Annotated in this window: 20 protein-coding genes and 2 pseudogenes; 13 read left to right on the forward strand and 9 right to left on the reverse strand. The window is 66.4% G+C overall.

Going from position 1 to position 25088, the window contains the following annotated elements; genetic code table 11:
* Positions 1–19 precede the first annotated feature (19 nt).
* The 4 genes from CWT10_RS14005 to CWT10_RS14020 all read right to left on the reverse strand — a co-directional run bounded on the left by CWT10_RS14005 (position 20) and on the right by CWT10_RS14020 (position 6699).
* Positions 20–1636 carry a family 43 glycosylhydrolase gene (locus CWT10_RS14005; protein WP_103062551.1) on the reverse strand — a complete coding sequence of 539 codons (1617 nt, stop codon included), beginning with the start codon at positions 1634–1636 and terminating at the stop codon, positions 20–22.
* 81 nt (positions 1637–1717) lie between these two features.
* A complete protein-coding gene (locus CWT10_RS14010; RefSeq protein ID WP_103062552.1) occupies positions 1718–2758 on the reverse strand; it encodes an alpha/beta hydrolase in 1041 nt (346 codons plus the stop codon).
* A 37-nt stretch (positions 2759–2795) separates the two neighbouring features.
* Complete coding sequence (locus CWT10_RS14015) at positions 2796–5090, reverse strand: glycoside hydrolase family 3 N-terminal domain-containing protein (RefSeq protein ID WP_199176325.1); 2295 nt, start codon at positions 5088–5090, stop codon at positions 2796–2798.
* 175 nt (positions 5091–5265) lie between these two features.
* Entirely contained in the window at positions 5266–6699 is a 1434-nt protein-coding gene (locus tag CWT10_RS14020; protein ID WP_103062553.1) for an MFS transporter, read from the reverse strand.
* Between the two features lie 372 nt (positions 6700–7071).
* Here CWT10_RS14020 and CWT10_RS14025 point away from each other — a divergent pair, with 372 nt between their 5' ends.
* Positions 7072–8445 carry an ROK family protein gene (locus tag CWT10_RS14025; RefSeq protein ID WP_158247614.1) on the forward strand — a complete coding sequence of 458 codons (1374 nt, stop codon included), beginning with the start codon at positions 7072–7074 and terminating at the stop codon, positions 8443–8445.
* 100 nt (positions 8446–8545) lie between these two features.
* On the opposite strand, the gene CWT10_RS16870 is transcribed toward CWT10_RS14025, so the two are convergent.
* Positions 8546–8683, reverse strand: coding sequence for a hypothetical protein (locus CWT10_RS16870; RefSeq protein ID WP_158247615.1), 138 nt, complete (start codon positions 8681–8683; stop codon positions 8546–8548).
* A gap of 60 nt (positions 8684–8743) precedes the next feature.
* Here CWT10_RS16870 and CWT10_RS14030 point away from each other — a divergent pair, with 60 nt between their 5' ends.
* Both CWT10_RS14030 and CWT10_RS14035 read left to right on the forward strand, forming a co-directional pair.
* On the forward strand, positions 8744–9061 hold the full coding sequence (locus CWT10_RS14030; protein ID WP_103062555.1) for a type II toxin-antitoxin system Phd/YefM family antitoxin: 318 nt from the start codon (positions 8744–8746) through the stop codon (positions 9059–9061).
* Positions 9058–9375, forward strand: a complete 318-nt coding sequence (locus CWT10_RS14035) for a type II toxin-antitoxin system RelE/ParE family toxin (RefSeq protein WP_103062556.1) — start codon at positions 9058–9060, stop codon at positions 9373–9375. The genes CWT10_RS14030 and CWT10_RS14035 overlap by 4 nt, the downstream gene beginning before the upstream one ends.
* 51 nt (positions 9376–9426) lie before the next feature.
* Here the strand turns inward: CWT10_RS14035 and CWT10_RS14040 are convergent, their stop codons facing one another.
* From CWT10_RS14040 to CWT10_RS14050, 3 genes are all read right to left on the reverse strand, one after another.
* Positions 9427–11022: a DUF5597 domain-containing protein gene (locus CWT10_RS14040; RefSeq protein WP_103062557.1), complete on the reverse strand. Its 1596-nt coding sequence runs from the start codon at positions 11020–11022 to the stop codon at positions 9427–9429.
* Positions 11023–11158: 136 nt separating this feature from the next.
* Complete coding sequence (locus CWT10_RS14045) at positions 11159–11551, reverse strand: C-glycoside deglycosidase beta subunit domain-containing protein (RefSeq protein ID WP_103062558.1); 393 nt, start codon at positions 11549–11551, stop codon at positions 11159–11161.
* A gap of 9 nt (positions 11552–11560) precedes the next feature.
* Positions 11561–12619, reverse strand: coding sequence for a sugar phosphate isomerase/epimerase family protein (locus CWT10_RS14050; RefSeq protein WP_103062559.1), 1059 nt, complete (start codon positions 12617–12619; stop codon positions 11561–11563).
* Positions 12620–12924: 305 nt separating this feature from the next.
* On the opposite strand from CWT10_RS14050, the gene CWT10_RS14055 reads away from it, so the two are divergent.
* Positions 12925–14130, forward strand: a complete 1206-nt coding sequence (locus CWT10_RS14055; protein ID WP_103062560.1) for an ROK family protein — start codon at positions 12925–12927, stop codon at positions 14128–14130.
* Positions 14131–14291: 161 nt separating this feature from the next.
* The gene (locus CWT10_RS14060) at positions 14292–14576 is read left to right on the forward strand and encodes a putative quinol monooxygenase (protein WP_103062561.1); all 285 of its coding nucleotides are present in this window, start codon (positions 14292–14294) and stop codon (positions 14574–14576) included.
* Positions 14577–15047: 471 nt separating this feature from the next.
* Here CWT10_RS14060 and CWT10_RS14065 read toward each other — a convergent pair whose 3' ends face one another.
* On the reverse strand, positions 15048–16316 hold the full coding sequence (locus CWT10_RS14065) for an ATP-binding protein (RefSeq protein ID WP_103062562.1): 1269 nt from the start codon (positions 16314–16316) through the stop codon (positions 15048–15050).
* Positions 16317–16864: 548 nt separating this feature from the next.
* On the opposite strand from CWT10_RS14065, the gene CWT10_RS14075 reads away from it, so the two are divergent.
* The 8 genes and pseudogenes from CWT10_RS14075 (at position 16865) to CWT10_RS14110 (ending at position 24811) form a co-directional block, all read left to right on the forward strand.
* Complete coding sequence (locus CWT10_RS14075; protein WP_103062563.1) at positions 16865–17866, forward strand: sugar phosphate isomerase/epimerase family protein; 1002 nt, start codon at positions 16865–16867, stop codon at positions 17864–17866.
* A 151-nt stretch (positions 17867–18017) separates the two neighbouring features.
* Positions 18018–19985: a hypothetical protein gene (locus tag CWT10_RS14080; RefSeq protein WP_103062564.1), complete on the forward strand. Its 1968-nt coding sequence runs from the start codon at positions 18018–18020 to the stop codon at positions 19983–19985.
* 481 nt (positions 19986–20466) lie between these two features.
* Positions 20467–20829: pseudogene (locus tag CWT10_RS14085) on the forward strand (IS110 family transposase); the annotation flags it as partial.
* Positions 20830–21056: 227 nt separating this feature from the next.
* On the forward strand, positions 21057–22262 hold the full coding sequence (locus CWT10_RS14090) for an IS110 family RNA-guided transposase (RefSeq protein ID WP_128683273.1): 1206 nt from the start codon (positions 21057–21059) through the stop codon (positions 22260–22262).
* Positions 22263–22526: 264 nt separating this feature from the next.
* A pseudogene (locus CWT10_RS14095) lies at positions 22527–22743 on the forward strand (IS110 family transposase); the annotation flags it as partial.
* A 410-nt stretch (positions 22744–23153) separates the two neighbouring features.
* The gene (locus CWT10_RS18075) at positions 23154–23303 is read left to right on the forward strand and encodes a thiazolylpeptide-type bacteriocin (protein WP_416171666.1); all 150 of its coding nucleotides are present in this window, start codon (positions 23154–23156) and stop codon (positions 23301–23303) included.
* Positions 23304–23372: 69 nt separating this feature from the next.
* Positions 23373–24071 (forward strand): ABC transporter ATP-binding protein, encoded by a 699-nt coding sequence (locus tag CWT10_RS14105; protein ID WP_103061510.1) that lies wholly within the window; start codon positions 23373–23375, stop codon positions 24069–24071.
* Positions 24068–24811 (forward strand): ABC transporter permease, encoded by a 744-nt coding sequence (locus CWT10_RS14110; protein ID WP_103061511.1) that lies wholly within the window; start codon positions 24068–24070, stop codon positions 24809–24811. Before CWT10_RS14105 ends, CWT10_RS14110 begins: the two co-directional genes overlap by 4 nt.
* Positions 24812–25088: the final 277 nt, after the last annotated feature.

Consider the following 25088-nt stretch of genomic DNA (forward strand, 5'->3'; position numbering starts at 1 on the left):
TGAGTGCTGGCTGGAATGCCTACAGCGCCCGGTAGCGGAAGTCGGTTATGCGCGCGCTCCCGCCCCCGGCGGCGAAGACGGCGGGCCGCAGGGAGACCAGATCGTTCGCGGTATTGGCGTGGTAGCCGGAGCACTCCAAGGTGAGCGGGTAGTGGGTCCACTGGGCCTGCCCGGGGGCGCGGTAGTACATCTGCACGATGTGCTCGCGCTTCTCCAGGGCGAGCTCCAGGGCGCGGGTGCCCTCCGGCAGCGACTGACTCCCCCAGGTGCGGGTGCCGCCGGTCCAGGCCTGCAGGCGGCCTGTGGCCAGTTCCAGCCCGAGGAAGAGCCGGTGGTTGAAGAACAGCAGCAGCCCCGCCATCGTCTCGGGCGCCTCGGCTTCGCCGGATGTCTCCGCCGCTCTGGCCTGCGGACCGCCGTCATCGCCTGCCCGTGCGGCGTCCAGCAGTTCGACGCCGACCTCCACCCGGTAGGAGCGGTCGGGGGCGCGCACGGTCATGGGTGAGGACGACGCCGGGTCCTCCCCCTTGCCGGTCAGCACCAGCCCCGCCTGGGTGAAGGCGGCGCGGGCGGTCTCCTCGGCACCGGGCCGGTCGAAGGTCCACCGCCATCCCCAGGCCGGGGCGTGGAAGTCGTCGGATAGGGCGACGCCGTGGGGCCGCTGCTGGCTGCCGCCGCCAGGCAGGGCCAGCGGGGAGTTCAGGTCGCCGCCGCGGGCGACCGGCCAGCCGGCCTCGGTCCAGTCGACCGGTTCGAGCAGAATCTGCCGGCCCAGCCCCTGGGCGCCCCGCTCGTAGGCGTGGTAGATGACGTACCACTGGCCGCCGGGCCCTTCCAGCAGGGTGCCGTGTCCGCGCGACCACCAGGGCTGGGAGGGGTCGGTGCAGCGCAGCAGCGGGTTGGCGGGCATGTTCTCCCAGGGACCGTCGATACACCGGGAGCGGGCCACGATGATCATGTGCCCGGTGGCCGGGCCGGCGGTGCCGCCGACGGCGGAGACCAGGTAGTGCCAGCCGTCCCGCATCACGTGCTTGGGCCCCTCCAGGGAGTAGGCCTCCACCACCCAGTCCTCCGGATAGTGCCAGCCGTCGTAGACGTGCTCCACCTCGCCAACGGTTTCCAGGCCGTCGGGGCTCAGCCGCACCCGGTCGACGCCGTTCAAGAACAGGTAGCGCTCGCCGTCCTCGCCCACGGCGTGCCCGGGGTCGATGTAGCCGCGCAGGCCCAGGTCCACGGGGCCGTGCCAGGTGCCCTCGATGTCATCGGTCCACATCACCGCAATGGTGGGGGCGTCCACGCGCGACCAGGAGGTGGGCATGAAGGGGATGTACATGTAGTAGCGGCCGGCGTGCTCCACCAGGTCGATGGCGAAGACGCTGCCCCAGGGGTCGGGGCAGGTGGGGCCGACGGGCTCCCAGTCCACCAGGTTCTCCGAGCGCCACAGCACAATGCCGGGGCTGGACTCGAAGGAGGAGTAGGTCAGGTAGTAGCGGTCCCCGACGCGCAGGACGGTCGGGTCGGGGTAGTCCCCGCCCATGACGGGGTTGCGGTAGGTGCCGTCGCCGAGGTTGGCACGGCGCTGGTTCTCAAGGCCGCGCCCCCAGGCGGGGGCGGCGGGGGTGGTTGTGGTGCTCATGTGGTTACTCCGGTGGTGCGACGGCGGGGTGAGTCGAGTAGCTGTTGTTGGCGCGGGATTGGGGCTCGCGGGTGGGGTCGTTCAGCACAACACGTCGTCCAAGAAGGCGGCGAAGTGCGTGCAAGTGGCCTTGGCGGTGGGCAGGCCGGGCACGGACAGGTGTCCGTGGGTCTCCCCGGGGACGGTGTGCTGCTCGACGTCGACGCCGGCCTCCACCAGTTGCTGTGTGAAGCGCTCCCCGGAGGCGCGCAGGTCGTCGGCCTCGCAGTTCTCGATGTAGGTGCGCGGGTAGCCGACCAGGGAGTCGGCGTTGCCGGGCATGGCGTAGTCGAAGTGCTCGACCCCGGTCATCTCGGGGCCGAGGAGCTGCCCGATGAGGTAGTCGTTCTGGGCGATTGCGGCCTCGCGGCCGGGCCATAGGAGGGGCGGAAGCGTCGCGAGGACGGCGGTGAGCTCGGCTGAGGGTTCCGGCAACGGGTAGTGAACCAGCGGATAGGCCAGGAAGATGCCGGCCGGGGGTTCCCCGGCGTCGCGCCCGTGCAGGCCGACGGAGGCGGCCAGGCAGGCGCCGGCGCTGCCGCCGCCGACGGCAACGCGCTCCGGGTCGGCGGGCAGGCCGTGGCCGCCGGAGCGGACCCACTGGTAGGCCGCCCAGCAGTCGTCGTGCGGGACGGGGTGGGTGAGGCCGTCGACGGCGAGCCGGTAGTCGACACTGACCACGGGCAGCCCGGTGGCGTGCGCCAGGCGGGCGGCGGTGTGGTCGGCCTCGGGCATGTCCAGGTCGCCGAAGATGAAGGCGCCCCCGTGAATCCAGACGACGGCGCCGCGGCGGCCGGCGGTGTCGGGGGCGGCGAGCGCGCTCGGGGTGTACACGCGCACGGGCACGTCCCCATGCGGGCCGGGGGCGGCATCGTCACGGCGGTCCACCTCGGGCAGGTCGACGGGGTCGACGGGCAGGTCGTAGCGGGCCGCCTGGGCCTGATGCTCGGCGGTGAATCCGGGCCCGCGCGGGGGCAGACCTTCCAGGACGTGAAGGCGCTCGCCGTGGACACCGGCGACGCGGCCGACCTTCTCGGAGGCCTCGGTGGCGACGACGGGGCCGTGGGATGAGTTGAAGCGCATGGGGTACCTCCTTGTACGCGCTTGCAGGTGCGGGTGGTCAGGCGGTGACGGTCAGTAGCAGCGGGACGGCGTCGGGGTCGGTCCCGAGGCGGATCTCGAAGTCGCCGGGCTCGACGCGCCAGCCCTGCCCGTCGTCGTCCCATAGCGCCAGGCGGCTGCGGTCCAGCCGGAAGGTGACCTCTTGACTGCCTCCAGTGGGGACGGCGATGCGCTGGAAGCCGGCGAGCCGGCGGACGGCGGGGGCGAGCGAGGCCAGCAGGTCGTGGGTGAACAGCAGCACCACGTCTTCGCCGTCGCGCGCGCCGGTGTTGGAGACGGTGGCGGTGACCTCCACGGCGGCGCCGGCGTCGAGCTCGGCCAGGGTGATGGTGGCGCGGGACAGGGCGGCGTCGCGGTAGGTGAAGCTGGTGTAGGACAGGCCGTGGCCGAAGCGGAAGCGGGGGCCGAGCTCCAGGTCGCGGTACTTGGAGGTGAAGAACTCCTGGAGGTTGGCGGGGCCGTCCAGGCCCATGTCGAAGGCGGGTTTGGTCATCTCCCCGCCGCGGGTGGCGGGGCGGCCGGTGTTCTCGTGGGCGTCGTAGGTCGCGGGCAGCTGCCCGCTGTGGCGGGGGAAGGCCATGGGCAGGCGTCCGGAGGGGTTGACGGCGCCGGTGAGGATGTCGGCGATGACTTCCGGGGCGGTGGTGCCCAGGTGCCAGGCGACCAGGACGGCGCTGGGCTCCTCGATCCACTCCTCGACGACGAGGGGGCGCCCGGCGACTAGCACGACCGCCAGGGGCGTGCCGGTGGCGGCGACGGCGTGGACGAGGGCGGCCTGGTTCCCGGGCAGGTGCAGGTCGGCGCGGGAGGTGGCCTCGCCGGTGAGCTGGCTGGGCTCGTCCAGAGCGAGGATCACCAGATCGGCATCGGCCGCGGCCGCGGCGACGGCGGCGGCCTCCGCCTCGGTGACGTCGAGCGGGTCCTGCCCGCCCAGCACCGTGAGCTCGGGTGCGGGCGTACCGGCTGCTGCGGCGCGCTCGCCCAGGGCGGTGGTCAAGGCGTCGGCCAGGCAGTGGACGGGTGGGGCGGCGAAGTGCTGCACCCAGGCGCCCAGGTGGTCGGTGTGGGTGGCGGCCGGGCCGGCCAGCAGGATGCGGCGGGTGGTGGGGGCGATGGGCAGTGTGCCGTCGTTGGTGAGCAGGACAGGGCACTTTTCGGCGGCGTTGCGGGCGGCGGCCAGGTGCTCGGCGGTGGGGGTGGTGATCTCGGCGTCGGGGTCCACGTAGGGATGCTCGAACAGGCCGAGTGCCATCTTCAAGGTCAGGACGCGGCGCACGGCGTCGTCGACGCGGGCCACCAGGGCCGGGTCGTCGCCGTCCAGGAGGGCGGGGCTGTCGGGACGGGCGACGGGGTCGTGCAGGTGGCCGCCCATTTCGACGTCGAGCCCGGCGGCCAGCGACATGCGGGCGGCATCGGCCAGGTCGGCGGCCACGCCGTGGGGGATGAGGTTGTCCACGCCGGAGGCATCGCCCACAATGGCGCCGGCAAAGCCCAGCTCCTCCTTGAGGACGCCGGTGAGCAGACGGCGGTTGGCGTGCACCGGGCGGCCATTGAAGGTGTTGAAGGAGGCCATGACGGAGCCGACGCCGGCATCAACGCAGGCGGCGAAGGGCGGCAGGTAGACGCTGTGCAGCCGCTGGTCGGACATGTCCACGGTGTTGTAGTCGCGGCCGCCCTCGGCGGCGCCGTAGCCGATGAAGTGCTTGGCGGTGGCCACCATGGCGCCCAGCTCGTCCAGGCGCTCATGCTGGTAGCCGGCCACCATGGCGGCGCCCAGTTCGGCGGTCAGCAGGGGGTCCTCGCCGAAGCCCTCGGCCACGCGTCCCCAGCGCGGGTCGCGGGCGACGTCCACCATGGGTGAGAAGGTCCAGGTGACGCCGCCGGAGCGTGCCTCGGCGGCGGAGGTGGCGGCGCAGTCATGGGCGACGGCGGTGGAGAAGGAGGCGCCCATGGCCAGTGGGGTGGGGAAGATGGTGCGCTGGCCGTGGATGACGTCCAAACCGATCAACAGGGGGATGCCGAGTTCGGTCTCCTCCACCGCGGCGCGTTGGATGGCGTTGGTGTCGGTCGCGTTGCCGGGCCAGAACAGGGCGCCGATGCCGGCGCGGGCCGCCTCCAAGCAGTCCTGTTGAGTCATCTTGAAGGCGACCTGCGCCTGCGCCAGTTTCTGCTCCCAGGTCATGCGGGCGAGCAGGGCCTCGATGTGGTCACGCTGGGCGTCGGTGAGCTGGGCTGCGGGTGCGGGGACGGTGGCGTTGTCGGTGGGGACCTTGGCGTCGGGAATGGTGGTCACGTGAGGCTCCTCGTTGAGCGGGTATTCGGTCGGCTGGTCGAGCGGTGTTGGGGTTGGGCGGGCGCAGAGGGTGTCGCCCCTCGGGTCGATCATCCACCTGCACCCGCCCTGGGTGTAATCAAATCTCGCCGCGTTCCTTGGCGGCGCGTTCAGCGGCCTCGGCGAGACGCTCGGCCTAATCGCGGCTGATGCCCTCGGCGAGGGCCTCGGCCTGGGCGGCGCGCTTGACCTCGAGCTCCGCGGAGATCTTCGCCATGGTCTTGGTATCCAACTTCCAGAACAACAGCGGGATGAAGGCGAGGAAGGCCATGATGGCCGGGACCAGATTAGCGGCGATATTGATGCCCGTCAGCGCACTGCCGCTCTGCACCTCCAAGGCCCCGTTGTAACCGAACCAGCCCATGATGTACAGGGCGGCGGCGCCGCCGATGGCGTTGGCGAACTTCGTGGAGAGGGAAACGGTCGCATAGGAGGTGCCGTCGGCCCGAACACCGGTCTTGTGCTCGTAGTAGTCGACGGCGTCCGGAACCATGGACAGGGCGATCGGAGCCGCGAAGCCGGACAGTCCGTAGAGGAACTGGAGGGCGAGTAGCACGGTGAGATTGCTCTGCCCGAAGAAGAAGATGAGCACGAGGCAGACCCCTCCCGAAAGCACGGAGGCCATCATCATATTGCGCTTGCCCAGCTTGAGGGCGAAGGGTGGCAAAGTGACGCTACCTATGATCGTGCCGACTCGGAAGGCGAGCATGACGCCCGCCATCAGGAGCGGGTTACCCAAGATCCAGCGGCAGTAGTAGAACATGATGCCGATGCGCCCGAAGAGGCCGAAGAGCTGCAGCAGCAGCGCAAAGAAAACGACCATGAGCTGGTCGTTGGTCACAACCGCCTTGACCGTCCGGCTGAAGGGGATCTTCTGCTGCTCGGGCGTCATAGTGATGCGCTCGCGAACGTTTAGGCCCGTGATGAGGAATGCCGGCAACGCGATAAGCGCAAAAATGAGCATCGTGAGGAAGTAGGAACGGCCATCAAAACCGCGATCCTTGGCAGCCTCTGACGCTACAAGTGAGACCAGAAGGAAGGGAGTGGCAACGTCCAGGATCAGCCCGGCGGCCTGAGAGCCGATATTGCGGATCCAGTTGAGGATGACGCGCTCACCGGAATCGGTTGTCATGACGCCCGCCAGGGATCCATAAGACATATTGGCAACGGTGTAGAGGAAGCACAGGAGCACGTAGGCGATACCCGCCCAGGCGATCTTGGCGCCGTTGCCGCCATGGAAGGGCATCCAGAAAGCCAGAATCATGCTGATCGACAGCAGCGGCGCACCGAAGATGACGTAGGGGCGGAAGCGACCCCAGCGGCTCTTGGTACGCTCGGCCACATAGCCGAAGGCGAGGTCTTGGAAGCCGTCGAGAACTCGGGCGACTAACAGGATGTTCGCCGCCGCGGCCGCTGGAATGAGCGCGATGTCGGTGTAGAAGGTGATGAGGTAAGAGCCAACGGTGGTCCAAACGAACTGGGATCCGAACTCGGCGAAGCCGTAGGAGATCTTCTCCTTGAGGGGTACCTGGGCCCCCTTGGTGGCGGGTGCCGCAGACTGCGTCGTCATGACGGGCCTTTCTGTGATGTGAAGTGCGGGCTGCTCTGCCCGGAACTCCCGAGGTCAAGGACTTCGAGGTCCGCACCTCGTTGTGTTCTGCTGGACAGTCAACGCGCGGAGACTGCGGGCAACAAGCACACCTACTTCTTCTTTCGCACCGCCCGTGCATAAGATCAGCAGCTGATTAGGCCCTACAACCGTCGCTCAAACCACACCCATCGCCACCTGCTTCGGGCTTTTCCCCAGAATCACAAGCGGCTTGGGGGGCACTGATGCACCAGAGACAGCACATCCCGACTTTTGCACGACCAACGCAAAAGTGCGGGCTCTATGCCCATAGATTCGGTTGACGATTGCGAAAGCTGGACGGAGACTGCCTGCGTGACTTCCCACGACGACAGACTCAAAGACGAGCAACGGACAGCCCCGTCGTCCCCCTCCTCGGAGACGCGGAAGACCACCACCGTGTCATTACGCGCCCCCTCCTTTGCCCACGTCTCCCAGCTGGCAGACCTGATCGCGGAGGCCCGCCGCTACCCGCAGGGGGTCTCCCGCGCCGACCTGTGCGAGACACTTACGCTTGGCCGTAACGCCGTCGATCGCAGATTGAAGACCGCGGTGGAGTTGGGTCTGCTCGCGCCGGCCGGTCGGGGCGTGTCGACCGGTGGCCGCGCCCCCGAGATGTGGCGCTTCAACCCGCGCGCCGCAACCATCCTTGCCTTCAGCGTGGCCTACCGATCCGCCACCGTGGCCTTGATGGACCTGGGCGGTGCAATCATCGATCGGATCAGCTGGGCTGAGGGCATTCTCAGCGATCCGCAGCAGGTCACTGACCACGCCGTCGAGCACCTCATGGCGCTGCGTGGCCGTCACCCGGAGCTGCCGCCGGCATGGGGTCTGGGCGCCTGTATCCCGGCGCCGGTGGACTTCCGCGACGGAACGCTGATCCCACCCGCCACGGCCAGGGCTGGCGGTGCGGCCGACACGCTTGCCTGGACCGGCTTCCCGTTGCGTCAACAGCTCTCCCGCCGACTCGACCTACCGGTGTGGCTCGACGACGAGGTCAATGTCATGGCGCTGGCGGCCGCCAAACGCATAGGGGCGCCCCCGGATCTCCTGTACGTCCGGCTGAGTCTGGGGCTTGGCATGGGTATTGTCTCGGGCGGACAGGTGCACCGCGGTGCCGCGGCCGCCTCCGGGGAGATCGCCCATATTCAGATGGCGGGCGCCGGTGGCCGTGCCTGCCGTTGTGGACGAAGGGGCTGCCTGGAGACGACGCTCTCCGGTGGCGCCATGGAGGACGCGGCAGTCACCCCACAGGCCTTGAAGCGATCCCCCTACCTGCGCCGTCTCGACGAGTCCGAAGGCGTCCGCTGCGAGCACGTCTTTCGCGGCGCCGCGGAAGGGGACCCGGTGTGCGTGCGCCTGCTTACCGAGGCGGCCGACCGGCTCTCGGTGGTGCTGGCAGTGCTGACCACCACCTACAACCCCGGGGAGGTGGTGCTGGGCGGAGGTGTGGCGCAGGCAGGGGAGTTCTTCTCCCGGGCGGTCGGCCAGGCCCTGCGCCGGCGCGTTCTGCCCGCCACCTCCGAACGCCTGCGCGTGCGCATGGGAGGTGCGGACGATACCCTGTCCGGCGCGTGCCGCATGGTCACCGACGCCCTCCTGTCGGCTCACGTCATGCACGTCTGGATGCCCCACGGCTCCCCGGTAGGGGTGCAGGAGGTGGTCACCCACCGCCGCCAAGATGCGTGATCACCTCCCGTCTCCCCGCCCCATTTCACCGAGATCGGTCGTTGTTACCGTCGAGATCGGTAGACATAACCACCGAGATCGGTTGATGTGGCGTAGCCGGTTACGCACCACACACCTGAAGCTGCCAACGCTCGCAGCGCCGCAGCACACGCACCCGCACGGCGGCCAGGCGGTCCAGCGGCAGCAGGTTCAGGCGCTCATCGCCGTTGAGGTTGCGGCCGCCCAGCCGCTCCCCCACCTCGCAGCTCTGCTATCATGGTGATGATAAAACGTCTTCGGTGAGAGGTTGAGGATACCCATGCCAGTCATCCGCCCGATCTCGGACCTGCGCAATAAGTTCACAGAAATCTCCGCAACTGTCCATGAGGACGATCGCCCGGTCTTTCTGACCCGCAATGGGGTTGGTGACATGGTGGTGATGAGCATTGAGCACTACGAGGCGCTCGCGCTCAACCGGGAAATCACCGAGGCGCTGGCCGCGGCGGAAGTCGAGATGGAGACAACCACGGAGCGGTTCACCTCGGAGGAAGTACTCGCGTACGCACTCGCCGCGATCGACAACGCCAACGAATCCAAACAGACCAGCACGTCGCACCCCGTCGAAACAGAAGCATGAGATCGTACGTAGTCCGCTACCTGCGCAGAGCACAGCAAGAACTCGCCGATGCTGGGCTATCGGTACTCGAGGTATCTGGAGACGTTGATTCCGCAGTGCGGACAGTGCGACGCATCGTCACTGTCATCAACTCGTTGAGCACCATGCCGAGTCGCCACCGCGTCTATACGCCATCTCGTTCGCTCTCGCGCGAGTATCGATATATACGCGCCGACCAGCACCTCGTCTTCTACTGGGTCGACGACGAGTCTGCAACCGTAACCGTCGTCCGGATTATCCATGTGCGCGCGGACATCAGCCGGCACCTGGAGTGAGTCCCAACCGGCTCCCGTCTTTGCACCATCACCCAACTAGTCTGCTCCCAGTCACCTCCACCGCCGCAGCACACGCACCCGCACGGCGGCCAGGCGGTCCAGCGGCAGCAGGTTCAGGCGCTCATCGCCGTTGAGGTTGCGACCGCTCACCCACTCCCCCGCCTCGTAACGCCCCTCGACGGCGTCATCGATCTCCACGACCTCGCCCTCGGCACCGGCCACCTCCAGCATGAGGCCCTGCCCGATCACGAGCACCTCATCCTCACCCAGGTCGATCAGCACGCCCATGGCGCGCATGTCTGCCGGGGCCGGCACCAGCGCCTCGGCCACGTTCTCCTGCTCGCCGCGGGCCTGGGTACGCACCTGTACGCCGGCGTCCAGGAACATCCTGCCCAGCACGTCCGCGGCGCCTTGCACGCTCCAGCTCAGGCCGCCCAGCTCGACGACGGCGCTCTCGCCCGCCTCCAGCAGCACCGGCCGGATACGCCCTTCGCGCTGCGCTGTCACAATCACGTCCTGCGCCCCGGCGAGCAGGCGGTATGCGGCGGCGAACTGGCCGTCGGGACGCACGTCGTCCACCCCGAACACGTTGAAACCGATCGCACCGGAGCCGACCGCCCAGAACAGGTTGCCGACGGCCACCCGCGACTCGGGCACCAGCAGCGCATTGTCGGCTCGCACATACCCGGCCACCGCACCCTTGACGTCGTCGACGTAGATGTCGGGGCCGAGCAGGGCCAGCGTAGGCGCGGCCGCCTTCCACACGTCGACGACGCCGGCCACCGGCCCGCCGCTGGGGTACTGGCCCGGCAGCTCCTGCCCCGGCTGCGGCCCCAGCCAGGCGTTGGCGTAGTAGGCGACGTCCAGATGCGCACTCGCCGCTACGGCCAGCGCCTCACAGTAGGAGGCGAAACCCCAGGCCATAAATACCTCATCGGCACCCGGCCCCTCCCCGAACACCTGCGCCCACGTGCCGGAGGCGGGTGAGCCCTGCTCACGCCACAGTCGCGAAGCCGTGCCGGTGGCCTCCGGATGCGCGGCGAGCCAGCCCAGCAGCGCCGTCGGCACCGGAGCGGCCCAGGCGGCCTCGGCGTCGGCCGCGTGGTCGCGAGAGGCGCCCAGCAGCCCGGTCTCGTTCTCAACCTGCACCATGACCACGGTGCCGTCGGCGTCTACGGCGGCGATGTGGCGGGCGAGCGCGGTCAAGGCGCGGCAGTCGGCCTGGCGCAGAGCCGGGGAGAACACCGACAGCACGGGGGTACCGGGTCGGGTGAAGGCACCGGTGGCGCCGTCGGCTCCGGCCTCCGCACGCGGGAACCGCTCCGAATCGGCGCGAACCCACCTGGGGGCGTAGGTGGAGGCCGCATTCTTGAAGGCTCCGAACCACAGCAGGGTCAGCGCCAGGCCGCGCTCGCGAGCCATCTCGATCAGCGCGTCCACTGCGGTGAAGTCATAGACACCCTCGGCGGCCTCCACCAGATGCCAACTCACGGTGGCGGTCACGGCGTTGCCGCCGAGCTCGACCACCCGGTCGAAGGCGACGCGGGCAAGGACCAGATCGGAGCTGGTGGAGTTGTGCAGCTGGCCGCCCAACAGCAGCCGGGGCCGTCCCCCGACCACCAGGTGGCGGCTGTCAATGCGGTTCATGAGAAAGTCTCCTTTGGCTTTCGAAATGGTCGGGGCTGCGTTGATTGCGGGCGGTTGTGGAGCTAGCGTCCAGCGGCGGCGGCCCGGTGGCAAATACCGACCGGACCGCCGTCGTCGGGATGCGCCTGAGGCGGCGCTAAATGGTGACGGTGCGCCTCATCTCGCCGGAGAAGGGCACGGGGATGTAGGCCACGCGCGCCGAGACCCGCAGCAGCACCTCATGCTCACCCGGCGCCAGCCCGCCGTCGCGCAGCACGCGCACGGTGGCCTCGTCGGCATACTCCCAGCGGAAGAAGGTGACCGTCTCCATCTCCTCCAGGGTGAACCAGTGCTTGCCGTCGTCGGCGGTGAAGCGGATGTCCTCGCGGGGCACGGCCTCGCCGTCGAGCTCAACCTCGACGTCGTGCACCATCGACAGCGGAATACCGCGGTAATACGGGATGCGGGTGCGCATCTGAAAGCCGATGGTCTTGCCGTCCTCCTCGGCGTTCGCGAGGGAGTTCTCGGTGAAGATGTATCCGTCGAACATGGGTTCTGCTCACTTTCCGTCGTTCTGGGCCGCGCCGGTGCCGTCGTTCTTGCCGTCGTTCAAGTGCCGCTCCATGAGCTCCTGGTGCCGGCGCACCTGCTCGAGGTCGGCGATGGGCTCACCCGGCAGCGTGAAGCGCTGCCCCTCGTACTCGCTGCACACGTAACCGTCGAAACCCAACCGGTTCAGCCGGGTGAAAATGCGGCCGTAGTCGATGGAGTACTCCTCGCCGTCGTCGGTGACCTCCCAGAACTTGCCGTGGAAGGACTTGATGTAAGGCAGGTACTCGTCCAGGGTGTCCAGCGGGGTGTTCTCGTATCCGGTTGACATCATGGCGTAGAAGCGGTCGTCAAAGCTGTGGAAGTGCCGGGTCAACTCATCCGGAAACTCGTAGTCGTCGGGGTTGTCCGGGTTGCGCGGGAAGAACTGGCGCGGGTCGGTGCCGCGGGCGAAGATATCATCGATGTACTTGATGACGTCCTCATTGACCCCACTGACCTCACGGAAGTAATCCGTGGATACCCGCGGATGCCGCTGACAGTAAATGCCGAAGTCGACCACCAGCCCGACGTGCGGGTTGTCGACCTCCCGCATCTCCTTGATCCAGGCCTCCGTCAAGGGGTGGTCGAAGCTCATACCGGCGTGCACCTCGACCGCCATGGTGATTCCCAGCTTCTCCGCCAGCGGGAGGGTGGGGCGGATCACGGCCGGGTCGGTCTGGGAGACGATGCGCACCAGCGGGAAGCCCAGCCGGTGGGTCAGGCGCAGGTCGGCGCTGAGAGCATCGACCTGCTCCTCCAGGGTCAGCCAGCGGTTCTTGTACAGCGAGGAGTTAATGAAGATGTCGTTGGAGACGCGCTCAAGCGGGTGCCGCTCCATAACCGCTTCCCACTCGGCGAGAGTCTCCTCGCTGGCACGTGCGGCACCACGGATCATCTGATCCGAGAGGATCTCCACACCCTGCGCGCCCATTTCTTCCACGGCAGCTACCGTGCCCTCCAGGCCCATGCCGCCGCGTCCGTAGGCGTCCTGCAACGAGTACAGGGAGACGCCCTTCTTGATAGTCATGTATCCGTCCTCTCTCCGTCCTTGGAGGTTCCTGGATGGTGTTGAATTCCAGTGCGGCCGGCAGGCGCCGCGGGCGGGATTGTCCGCGGGTGGTAGCCACAACTGGCTCGGGATGCCCCGGTTGCACCGAGGTTATGGCGCGGCGGCGAGCGGCGGCCAGGCACCCAGGTGCCGCTTCTGCACGATCACGGCATTAGCCTCGACGACGTCGGCCTTCCCGACCGGGCTCGCGGACTGATTTAGGCTGAGGCCACGTCGACGCCCCTCCCCCTGCGGCGCCGTGGTCACCATCCCGGGAGGCAGCCGTGTTCAGCCCCATCGCCGCAATCGATACCGATGTGCGCACCACTGTCAACCTCATCCGTACCGGCCGCGCAGTCACCAGGCAGCAGCTGGCACGCCTGACTGGAATGAGTCGCAACACGATCTCTTCGCTGATAAACATCGCCGTCGCCGCCGAACTGATCGCGCCGGACGGGTCTGCTCCCTCAACCGGTGGCAGAGCGCCCGCCACATGGCGCTTCCGTCAGGAAGCCGGGCTCGTGCTTGCGATAGGCGTACACACTTCTACCCTGCGCCTTGCGGTCACGGACCTGGCCGGAGGGCCGGTTGAACGGCGCACCCTGGATTGGCCCATCACCCGTGGCCCGAAGGACACGCTGGCCCAGGCCGCCACCACGCTGCACGAAATGCTACGCGGACACGACCTGCCGGTGTGGGCGGCCGGTGTCTCCCTGCCGGGCCCGATCGACCAGGAGACGGGCCGCCCTTCATCCCCGCCGATCATGCCCGGCTGGGACAATTTCGACGTCGTCGGCACCCTGGAGGCCGGGCTGCGGGTGCCGGTCCGCACCGGAAACGACGTCAACATCATGCTGCTCGGCTACGCCTCCACACTGCCCGACCGGGTGCGGCGGGAGCCGGCGAATGTCCTGTACCTGCAGGTCGGCACCGGAATCGGGGTGGGGATCATGTCCAACGGGCACCTGCATTTGGGCTCCGCCGGGGCCGCCGGAGACATTGGACATGTGCGCGTATCGGGTGCGGACACAGTGATCTGCCGCTGCGGGCGCACCGGCTGCCTGGAGGCCGTCGCGGGCGGTTGGGCGCTACTGCGCGACGCCCGCCGTGCCGCGGTGGAGGGACTGAGTCCGCATCTGAAGAGCCGTCTGGAATGCAGCGGTGAACTGACCATTGAGGATATCGTCGCGGGCGTGAATGCCGGTGACACCGAATGCGTCACCCTCATGGTGCGTTCGGCTACCGCGGTCGGCGACGCCCTGGCCATGCTGGTCAGCTTCTTCAACCCCGGCCGGGTGGTGTTGGCCGGGCCAATGCCGCAGGGGTGTCCGATGTTCCTGGACGTCATCATGCGCATTGTCAATGAGCGCGCCCTGTCCCTGGCCACAGCCGACCTGGAGATCCTGCCGGCGCAAAGCGGACTGGACGATGAGCTGCGCGGCTGCGCCCTACTGGCCGTCAACTCGGTATTCGAGGCGGCCACCGCCTAGACCTCCTCCCGTCCCCCTCGCCGAGGTCGGTAGACGTTATATGCCGAGGTCGGCACAAGTAACATGCCGAGACCGGCACTTATAACGCAGCCGCCGCTCCGGCCCCGCCGTTGCGGGATACCGGCACTCCGACGGCCGCCTCCCACGCGCAAAGGAGCCCCATGATCCGCATCATCGCCACCTTCACCGTCCGGCCCGACGCCGTCGACGAATTCACCGCCAAGGCGCGTCAGTTAGTGGATGCCTCACGCGCGGAGTCCGGCAACATCTCCTACGAGCTGCTGCGCGCCCGCGACGACGCCACGACGCTCACCTTCCTGGAGGCATGGGCCGACGACACCGCCATTGAGGCACACAACGCCTCCGCGCACTTCACCACGCTCATCCCACAGCTGATCGCTCTAACGACCAGCGATCCGGCCATCGTCCAGTACGAGCCGGCCTGATTCCCGATCGCCCCCGGAAATGTGGCTCTTCCGGCCTGAGGCGTAATGGTTCCGGCAGGGGACTGACGATGTGGTGGTCGTGCTCGGGCGCGGGAGGACGTGCTCGGGCTGATGAGGACGTTTGGGCGAGCGCGGGTCGTGTTCGGGCCGGCGCCTGGGTGCGTAAGCAGTTGCGGGGGCCGTTACCGGGCGGACGGTTCGTGTGTCCCCGCGACGGTTCGTCAGGTAGCAGCGACGATTCGTCCTGAACGGCGACGGTTCGTCCGTCTACCCCACGAACCGTCGCGGCAAGTGCCGAAGTGTCGGCGCAAACTGACGAATCGTCACCCGAACACACGAACCGTCGACCCGAACAGCCGAGCCGCCACCAGCCAACCCTCCGCACTCGCCGACGCGAAGAGCCTCTAATGACGGCTGGCCGCTTGTGCGCGGCTCGCCCTCAAGACGCCTACCTGAGGCGCACAAGACCAGTCATGGGCGCAGCGCCTCCAAGGGGAAGGTCAGCGTGCCGTCGGGCAGTGTGGCCGTGAAGCCGGTTCCGGTGATAACAGCCCGGAACGCCGGCGGCGGTGCGTCGATCTGCGCCACCGCCTGCGAAAGCCGCGCTGCCCCGGCGGAAACCTGACCTCCCCCGAGCTTGACCTCCACCGCGGCCCACGAGCCGTTCGGCATGGTAATCACGGCATCGATCTCATGCCCGTTCGAGTCACGGTAGCGATGCACGCGACCGCCCGCCGCCTCGGCGTAAACAAGTAGATCGTGGACAACGGCGGACTCGAACAGGAAGCCGAGCGTCTCAAGGTCGCGAGTCAGGCGCGCAGCGTCGGCCCCCAGGGCGGCAGCGGCCAAGGCCGGATCGGCGAGGTGGTAGGCATTGCTTCGGCGCAGCTTCGCCTTCGAGCGCAGCGCAGTCGCCCACGGCGGGAGGGCCTCAACCACAAACACACGTTGCAGCAACTCGAGCAGTTTCGCGACGGTGGCCTCAGACGGCGCCGGGAGCACGCGGGCGACATCTCGGCGCAGCGTTGCCTGCGAGACCTCGCTAGCCGTGGATCGCGCCAGCGCAACCAGCATCTGTTCTACGAGGACGGGCTCGGAGCGCAGTGTGGCGAGTCTCCCGAGGTCCGTGGTAGCGGTGTCCTGAAGATAGCCGTTCAACGCACGGGTACGCACCTGCGCGTCGGCTGTGCGCAGGGCTGGGAAGCCCGGCGTGAGCACATTGTTGACTACATCGGCGAGTGGGCTGGTGAGCATTGATGGTGTCGGCTGTGAGCCGGAAAAGAGGTCTTGCAGCCCGATGCCTGGAGTTGCCAGTTCGCCGGCCTTCTCCGCCCAGGTCATGGTGCGCTGGCGTATACGGATGAATCGGCTCGCTCCGGTGTGCCTCACCGAGTCAGCGGTAGGCACAGCCGAACCGGTGAGGATGAAACGCCCAGGCTGATTCGAGAAGTCGACCGCCCGGCGAGCAAGGTTCCAGACCTGCGGGACGGTCTGCCACTCAGCAAGCAGCCGTGGCGTCTTGCCCTCGAGCAATATGCGCGGGTCGACGTCCGCGGCGGCCTGTGCCTCGGGAGTGTCGAGCAGAACGTACGATCCGGCGTGATGTAGGCCGGTCATGGTCTTTCCGCATCCCCGCGGCCCCTCCAACACGATGGCACCGACGGACTCGAGGGTCTTGCTGACCGCCGCATCCACAGCGCGCGGGAGGTAGGCAATACCCACTTCCTGTGCCGTATCCATGCCTGCAGCATAGCTGAAGGTAGGGATTTGCAGGACCCGAAGGTAGGGATCTGCGGGCACCGAAGGTAGGGACTTACGGGCGCTGAAAGTATGGATTTACAGGACCCGAAGGTAGGGACTTGCGATCCCTTCCGCCCGGGGCGTGCAGTTCCGCGCGTACTCGCCCTGCCTGTGGCGTCCTCCCCCCGCGCGAGGATGGCGGGACCGATCAAGGAGGATCCCGCCATGTCGGCTCCCGGCGTCCAGCTCTACGCCGTCCGCGACGCCCTCGCCGCAGACACCTGGAGGGCACCCTCGCCCGCATCGCTGAGATCGGCTACACCCGGGTCGAGGCCTTCGCCTTCGTCGACCAGGCCTGGCTGCGCGCGCACGGCGTCCGAGGGCGAGCTCATCCTGGGCCTTCCGCACCGTACGCACAGAAGCGGGGCGCCCGGCCCTGTCGGCACCCGATTCGGCATCGGTAGCTTCATGGTCGTCGGGGGGCTCGGGTCGCGCGACGCCGCCGCATCCGCCTCCAGACGACCGTTCGTCTGCGAAGGAGCTTTGTTATGCCGCGTCCGATCAATCTGTTCACCGGTCAGTGGGTGGATCTGCCGTTCGAGGAGGTGTGCACGCTGGCGGAGCAGTGGGGCTTTGACGGCCTGGAGGTGCCGGTGGCCGGGGACCACCTGGACGTCTACCGCGCCGCCACCGACGACGCCTACTGCCAGCAGTGGAAGGACACCCTGCAACGCCACAACCTGAGCGTGTACGCCATCTCCAACCACTCCACCGGCCAGTGCATCTGCGACGACCCCATCGACTTCCGCCACCGCGGCCTGCTGTCCGACCGCGTGTGGGGCGACGGCGACGCCGAGGGGGTACGCACCCGCGCCGCCGAGGAACTCAAGCTCACCGCCCGCGTGGCCGCCAAGCTCGGCGCCAAGGTCGTCACCGGCTTCACCGGCTCCAAGATCTGGAAGTACGTGGCCATGTACCCGCCGGTGGGCGCCGACGTGATCGCCGACGGGTATGAGGACTTCGCCCGCCGTTGGAACCCGATCATCGACGTATTCGACTCCGAGGGCGTCAAGTTCGCCCTCGAGGTCCACCCCAGCGAGATCGCCTACGACTACTGGACCACCAAGGCCACCCTGGACGCCATCGACAACCGCGAGGCCTTCGGCATCAACTGGGACCCCTCCCACATGATCTGGCAGCAGATCGACCCGGCCGTCTTCCTCACCGACTTCGCGAGTCGCATCTACCACGTCCACTGCAAGGACACCAAGACCCACTTCGACGGGCGCAACGGCCGCCTATCCAGTCACCTGCCCTGGGACGACCCCCGGCGCGGCTGGACCTTCGTCTCCGCCGGCCTGGGCGAGGCCGACCTGGACGGCTACTTCCGCACGCTGAACCAGATCGGCTACGACGGTCCGATCTCGATCGAATGGGAGGACTCCGGCATGGACCGCCTGCACGGCGCCCCCATGGCCCTGAAGTTCGCGCGCGAGCACGTCTATGACCTGCCCGACGCCGCCTTCGACTCCCACTTCGACAACCGCTGAGCCTCAGGACAGTCAGGCGCGCCGTCACTCGCGCTCGCGACGCACCGCGCCGGCGCCTGGCAGCTTCCAGCAGGAAAGTGCGGGGCACCGGTACCTCATACGGATAGCCCTCCCCATAGTCGGGTGCGGCACCTGCTGCCACCCTGGGAGCATGCGCACCTCACCCGGCGACGACGTTGCCGCCACAGCCGCCTCGCCCGGACGCCGCAGCACCGAGTTACTGCGCGGCGTGCGCGCCGGCGGACTACTCACCGCCGTGACCGCAGGAGCCTGGGCCTGGTGGCAAACCGCGCAGTATCACGGCGCATTCCGACTCTCCGAGAATGTCCGAAACTCTGCTCTCGGTGGCGGACTTCTCCTGGTTGCGGCCGCGTGCTGCGTCTGGTTGCTGATTGCTTCCGCGATGTCGCAGATACAACGGCGTCATGCACTGATACGCGCGCTCGTGCCGGCAGTACTGTTCGCCGCCGCTTCGCTCCTGTTCGGCTGGATGTGGTGGCGCGAGTCGCAGGAAATCCAGATGAGCTACCCGGTGCTCGCACAACTCGCCGTCGCCACCGGCGGACTCGCGGTTGCCGCAGACTCAGACCTGCAACTGCGTAGAACCGGGCCGCACACCACTAAAGCGCCGACACGCGCAGAGCAACGCCCACGCACGACGACTATCGCGACCGGCGCCTCGGCGGGACCTCTCGCCGTCGCCGTCATCGCGTTGACCATCCCCTCAATGATGTACACCCCCACATCAGTACAGGTCGCCGCAACCGAACCAGCACCAATACCAGAAACCTTGACCGATGAGGTGCGCTGGCAACGAGTCATTGAGCACGGCCGCGACGATGACATCGAGGGTGTGATCGCCGGCGCCGCCGGGCCCATAGTCATCACCAAACACGGCGCCATGGGACTCGACCCCAACACCGGCGAAACCACCTGGTCCTACACCCGCCCCGCCGACCTAGATTCCATAGGCGGCGATTGCCACACACGCATGGAGGCCAATTGCAAAGCAATCCTCACCCCGGATCGCACCCGGCTGGTCATGGGTTACGGTTACAACCCTCTGGAAACGGAATTCGTTGTAGTCAACACCTTTACCGGAGAGGTCACCTTCGAGCATGCGTACAAGGATCGCTCTGAACTTGAAGAGAACCGCGGTAGGCCCTGGGTCTACCGGTACCCCAGCGTGCAAGCCACCGATCACGTGCTCGTGGTCGAGCAGGAGGTGCTGTCTCTGACCGACGGCAGCGTTCTGAGCACGCTGCCGGACGAACGCGCACCGCGACCAAGCCTAGGCAATCGCTCCGAATGTCCCCGCGACGATTCTCCCCGGTGCGGAGGTTATCTGCCCCCGTCCCGTGCCGGGCACTCGACCCTCATCCTGGGGATCACCTGCTGGAGCCCGGACAACGATCCAGAGAATTATGTCGATTATCCCTGGTGCGAAATGGAAGTGGCGCCGGACAGCGACCCCTCGGCAGTGAGCACAGTCAGCGGAATCGTTCCGCCTACCCATAGGCGCTGGGAAAACGATTCCGTGGTCGTGGACGGGTGGACCGTGCACTACGCCGACCCGGACGCCGCCTATGAGGAACTGAGTCGGCACAACCTGATGGAGGAGGCGACCTCTCTCAGTTTCCCTCTGGAGGCCGTTAGCCTGGACGCCCTTGCCGGAGTCGATGATGCCGAGCCCGTCGCCCTCGGTAGCCTGAACCGCCCCGAACGCTACGAGGGCGCACACACCCTTGCCGTCCTGGGCGCCGCCGGACCGGACGCGCCGGCCACCGTCCAGGCCTGGTTCGACCCTGCTACTCGGCAGGTTTTCACTCGCGACGACGTCGGCACCCGCCCCTCCGGTCCTGGCTATCTCGACTCTCTGCACCCCACCGGGTCACGCACGGACGACGGAATTGACCTGCTTCGTCCCGACGACACCGTAGCAATGCACGTGGACTACCCCGATCAGCGGGAGATTCTCGATTACAAGTCCGAGTACACTCCGTACCTCGTACAGGCTCCCGGAACAGTAGCGATCGTCGACCACTGCAGCATCTGGCGCACAGACACGAATGACCCCGCCCCCACGGGCTATGAAACCGTCATCTACGGCGTCGGCTGATCCAGCACGGCTGCCACAGTTGATCATGAGTCCATCCCACGGCCAAACCTGGTGCCAGCTACGGTTCTTCCGGTCTAAGCGTGTGTTCGCCGAGTTCGGTAGATATAACCAACGAGTTCGGTCGATATGACGATCGAGTTCGGTCGGTATGACGATCGAGTTCGGTCGTTATTACCATCGAGTTCGGTTGGTGGGGCTGGCGGGGTGGGGGAAGTGTCCAGATTCGGCACGAACGATGTTCCCCCCGTTACCTTGTTGGTGGTTCCGGGAAGTCCGGGGCCGGGCCAGCCGCTGTGGGCATGATGTCTTGCCCCTGTCGTTTGATGATCCGGGGGGTGTTGTCACCCATGGTGGCGGGCGGGTGGTGATCGCTGATTAGGGGAACGACCCGCCGCAGCGCGGCGATGTCTTTCGTAACGTGGGTGCGGGGCCGTCTGCCTGACAGGCTGACCCACCAACGCACGAGAGAGGCGCAGGAAAGGTGAACATCGAGGATGTGGAGGTCTTCGTCGGTATCGACGTGGGCAAGGCCGAGCACTGGGCCACGGCCCTGACCGACGACGGGAAGAAGATCTTCGACAAGGCCCTACCCAACGACGAATCCAGGCTTAGGGACCTGTACGAGCGTCTGGGTGAGCATGGCCGGGTCCTGGTGGCTGTGGATCAGCCGGCAACGATCGGGGCCCTGGCGGTGGCGGTGGCTCAGGCGATGGGTATCACCGTGGGCTACCTACCCGGCCTGTCCATGCGCAGGATCGCCGACCTGACCCCGGGCAATGCCAAGACCGACGCTCGCGATGCGGCGGTGATCGCGGATGCTGCCCGCACCATGCCCCGTTACCTTGTTGGTGGTTCCGGGAAGTCCGGGGCCGGGCCAGCCGCTGTGGGCATGATGTCTTGCCCCTGTCGTTTGATGATCCGGGGGGTGTTGTCACCCATGGTGGCGGGCGGGTGGTGATCGCTGATTAGGGGAACGACCCGCCGCAGCGCGGCGATGTCTTTCGTAACGTGGGTGCGGGGCCGTCTGCCTGACAGGCTGACCCACCAACGCACGAGAGAGGCGCAGGAAAGGTGAACATCGAGGATGTGGAGGTCTTCGTCGGTATCGACGTGGGCAAGGCCGAGCACTGGGCCACGGCCCTGACCGACGACGGGAAGAAGATCTTCGACAAGGCCCTACCCAACGACGAATCCAGGCTTAGGGACCTGTACGAGCGTCTGGGTGAGCATGGCCGGGTCCTGGTGGCTGTGGATCAGCCGGCAACGATCGGGGCCCTGGCGGTGGCGGTGGCTCAGGCGATGGGTATCACCGTGGGCTACCTACCCGGCCTGTCCATGCGCAGGATCGCCGACCTGACCCCGGGCAATGCCAAGACCGACGCTCGCGATGCGGCGGTGATCGCGGATGCTGCCCGCACCATGCCCCACACGCTGCGAGCGATCGACGCCTCGGACAAGGACGCGGCCGCGTTGAGCATGCTCACAGGGTTTGACCTGGACCTGGCCCGCCAGGTCAATCAGACCGCTAACCGTATCCGGGGCCTGTACACCCAAATCCACCCAGCCCTGGAGACTGTGCTGGGCAAGTGGCTCGAACACGACCCAATACTGGAGGTGATCGCCGCCTGGCCCACCCCAGCCCACCTGCGCAAGGCCGGCCGGGCGCGGATTGACGCCAAGCTCAAATCCAAGGGCGCCAAGCGCCATGCCGCCTGGGCAAAAGCCATCACCGACGCCCTGAACAAGCAGACCGTCGTGGTCGCTGGTACCGACGCGGCCGGGGTGGTGCTGCCACACCTGGCCCGCCAGCTCATCGCCCTACACGCCCAACGCGACGATGTCGCCGCCCAGGTTGAGGCCCTGGTGGAGGCCCACCCTCTTTACCCGGTCCTGACCTCCATGCCCGGGGTGGGGGTCAGGACCGCCGCCGTCTTCCTGGCAGAGACCGCGGGCAAGACCTTTCCCTCCGGCGCCCACCTGGCCTCCTACGCCGGCCTGACACCAGTCACCCGGCGGTCGGGGTCCTCCATACGCGGCGAGTACGTCTCCCACGCGGGCAACAAGCGCCTCAAGAGAGCCATGTTCCTGTCAGCCTTCGCCTCCCTCAGATCCGACCCCGCATCCCGGGCCTACTACGACCGCAAACGCGCCCAGGGCAAGCGACACAACCAAGCCATACTCGCACTCGCACACCGCCGCATACTCACCCTATACGCCATGATCCGAGACGGATCCCTCTACGACCCACCAGCCCAACAACTACCCGCCGCCGCTTGACAAACCACATAGGGGCACGTTACCTTGTTGGTGGTTCCGGGTGGTCCGGGACCGGGCCAGCCGCTGTGGGCATGGGTGTCTTGCCCCTGTCGTTTGATGATCCGGGGGGCGAAAGTCACCCATGGTGGCGGGCGGATGGTGATCGCTGATTAGGGGAACGGACCGAGGCGCCTTGGCCTTAGAGTCCTTTCGCAGGCGTGGGTGCGGGGCCGTCTGCCTGACAGGCTGACCCACCAACACACACAAGGATGCGGAAAGGTGAATATCGAGGATGTGGAGGTCTTCGTCGGTATCGGGCGTGGGCAAGGCCGAGCACTGGGCCACGGCCCTGACCGTCGGCGGGAAGAAGCTGTTCGACAAGGCCCTTCCCAACAGCCAGAGCCGGCTGCGCGAGGTCTATAAGCACCTGGGCGAGCACGGCCGGGTCCTGGTAGTGGTAGACCAGCCGGCAACGATCGGCGCCCTGGCAGTGGCGGTCAGTCCCAGGCCGTCCAGGCGCAGGAAACTAGCAAGATCAGGGACAGCGAAGGTAGTCTCGGCCATCTCGAGGTCTCCGTGATCGGTGGTAGTAAGCGACCCCCAGTCATCGGGGACCTCGACCCACATACACCACCCCGACACGCGCACCAACGACCACCCCACCACCACACCCCCAAACGCGAAACGCTACCAAACCCTCGTATCCACCCAACAGGGACAAGCCCCATCGGAGTCTCCCCCGATCAGGTAGGCCGAATGGGTGATGCCCCTCAGTCTCGTCAAGCGCAAACTCCTCCGGGTGGGCACTTTACCGCGGCCCCTCGGACACATTAACTCCTCGACACAAAACACCTTTCCCTTCACTAACAAAGGAAAACATGCACGACCACCGTACGACCGGATATTGCGGATCTGGACAGTGCCTTCGAGGACATCGAAGTCATCGAACTCGACGAAACCATGATCCTCTCCGAGACTGCCGCTTCCTCGGGAATCTCTTCCTATACCAGTTGCTCCTGCTGCGTCTCGACCTCCTGTTGCTCGACCCACATCGACGCTTGATTTTCTTCCTGAGGGGGCGGGAAACCTACCCCCGTCCCCTCCGTAGACTTGCATAAGGGAACATCGACTATGCGCGCCACCAACATTTCAAAAATATACGGGGAAAAGACAGCACTGTCACCGATCAGCTTCTCCTTCAATAGCCCCGCCTCTGTAGCCGTCATCGGCCACAACGGCTCGGGCAAGACCACTCTGCTCGAGATCCTTATGGGGCTGACCAAGCCGAACACCGGCAACGTCGACTTCAGTAAGGAGACCGAGGGAGTTCCCCTCAAGGAGCGGATCGGAGTCGTCCTCCAGGAGAACAACTTCTATGAGGATGCTACTGTTATGGAACTTCTCCGCCTCTTCCGCACCTATTACGATCAAACATACGACCTCGGCATGCTCATCGAGATGTTGGGAATTCACAATTTCGTCGACAAACGTTACTCACAGCTATCTGGAGGCATGAAACAGAAGGTAAACCTCGCGCTGGCGTTCCTCAACAAGCCCGCCGTGGCGATCCTCGACGAGCCCACGACAGGCCTGGACCCCGTGGCTAGGGCGGAGTTCTGGGATAGCCTCGACACGCTGTGCCACGGCCGTCTTTTATTCCTGTCCTCCCATTACATGTCCGAGGTCCAGGAGCACTGCAGCCACGTTCTCTTTCTCAACGACAGCCGACTTGTTTATGCAGGCACCATCAAAGGACTCCTAGCGGAACAGTCCTGCAACGACCTGTCAGACGTCTACCTTAAGATCGCCCGGGAGAGGCAGTCCTCGTGATACTAGAACAACTCAAGATCGAACTCAAGATCTACCTGAGACAACCCCTGTACCTCCTCTTCAGTATCTTGATGCCGGTGGTTAGCTTCGCGATGTTCGGGTCCATCTACAAGAATTCCTCATACGGAGGGATCGACTTCTTTTCGGCGTACATCCCCGGCTTTTGCGTGATAATCCTGTTTGCCTCTTCCGTTTACAACGTCGGGAACCAAGTGGTCGCCGACAGAGAGAAAGGGATCTACCGAAGGCTCGGGGTGACGCCAGTCAGCCTGCCGCGCATCATGATGGTAGTCATCATGAAAGTGTTCCTGGTCGCCATGACCGCCTTCCTGCTCATAATGTTGACGGCCCGATTCATATTCGAGGTGGCCGCACCGAACATGGCGCTGTTCGTGGCGGTCTTCCTGGTGGCAGTGGTCTACTCGCTACTCTTTGGTTTCGGGATTGGGGCGATCACGCAGAAGATCAACACCTTTTCCGCGGTAATGATGGCGCTGTTCATGCCGATGATAATCCTCTCCGACGCTACAGTGCCGCTGTCGGTGATGCCCAGGACACTCCAGAACATCGCCGAGGTCAATCCCCTGTACCGCCTCAACCTGGTCCTACGGGTTGCCTGGAACCCAGAGAACCTGAGTGCTTACCACGACGGTTTCTACATCTCCGTAGTGACCCTACCGGTATTCATGGTCCTGTTCTTGCTCCTGGTGGCATCACAATGGAACCGCGCGCGCAACTGACTCTCGACATCCATCCGTTCACGATCCGGCGCTCGAAGCTCGACGGCGCTGGCATGTGGGAGCGTTCCGCTACCGCTCAGGTCCTGGTTGACACCGAGCGCAGTCTAATAGACCTCCGCAAAGACTTACGCAGGCGGGCAACGAGCTCGCGGACGACATTGGTGCCAGCGTGCGCCAGCGGGACAACCGTCGCCACAAGCTCCTTCACCGTTTACGTAAACTCGACGCCCAGCTGCTCAACACCGAGGCAGACCTCCCGGATCCTGTTCTCACGCAA

The sequence above is a fragment of the Actinomyces qiguomingii genome, assembly GCF_004102025.1.
In the GTDB taxonomy this organism is placed as follows: Bacteria; Actinomycetota; Actinomycetes; order Actinomycetales; family Actinomycetaceae; genus Actinomyces; species Actinomyces qiguomingii.

What these genes read in the sequence shown, in the direction of transcription:
- CWT10_RS14005 (WP_103062551.1), bottom strand. Translation starts at nt 1,636, where the DNA reads ATGAGCACCACAACCACCCCCGCCGCCCCCGCCTGGGGGCGCGGCCTT.
- CWT10_RS14010 (WP_103062552.1), bottom strand. Translation starts at nt 2,758, where the DNA reads ATGCGCTTCAACTCATCCCACGGCCCCGTCGTCGCCACCGAGGCCTCC.
- CWT10_RS14020 (WP_103062553.1), bottom strand. Translation starts at nt 6,699, where the DNA reads ATGACGACGCAGTCTGCGGCACCCGCCACCAAGGGGGCCCAGGTACCC.
- CWT10_RS14030 (WP_103062555.1), top strand. Translation starts at nt 8,744, where the DNA reads ATGCCAGTCATCCGCCCGATCTCGGACCTGCGCAATAAGTTCACAGAA.
- CWT10_RS14035 (WP_103062556.1), top strand. Translation starts at nt 9,058, where the DNA reads ATGAGATCGTACGTAGTCCGCTACCTGCGCAGAGCACAGCAAGAACTC.
- CWT10_RS14040 (WP_103062557.1), bottom strand. Translation starts at nt 11,022, where the DNA reads ATGAACCGCATTGACAGCCGCCACCTGGTGGTCGGGGGACGGCCCCGG.
- CWT10_RS14045 (WP_103062558.1), bottom strand. Translation starts at nt 11,551, where the DNA reads ATGTTCGACGGATACATCTTCACCGAGAACTCCCTCGCGAACGCCGAG.
- CWT10_RS14050 (WP_103062559.1), bottom strand. Translation starts at nt 12,619, where the DNA reads ATGACTATCAAGAAGGGCGTCTCCCTGTACTCGTTGCAGGACGCCTAC.
- CWT10_RS14060 (WP_103062561.1), top strand. Translation starts at nt 14,292, where the DNA reads ATGATCCGCATCATCGCCACCTTCACCGTCCGGCCCGACGCCGTCGAC.
- CWT10_RS14065 (WP_103062562.1), bottom strand. Translation starts at nt 16,316, where the DNA reads ATGGATACGGCACAGGAAGTGGGTATTGCCTACCTCCCGCGCGCTGTG.
- CWT10_RS14075 (WP_103062563.1), top strand. Translation starts at nt 16,865, where the DNA reads ATGCCGCGTCCGATCAATCTGTTCACCGGTCAGTGGGTGGATCTGCCG.
- CWT10_RS14080 (WP_103062564.1), top strand. Translation starts at nt 18,018, where the DNA reads ATGCGCACCTCACCCGGCGACGACGTTGCCGCCACAGCCGCCTCGCCC.
- CWT10_RS14105 (WP_103061510.1), top strand. Translation starts at nt 23,373, where the DNA reads ATGCGCGCCACCAACATTTCAAAAATATACGGGGAAAAGACAGCACTG.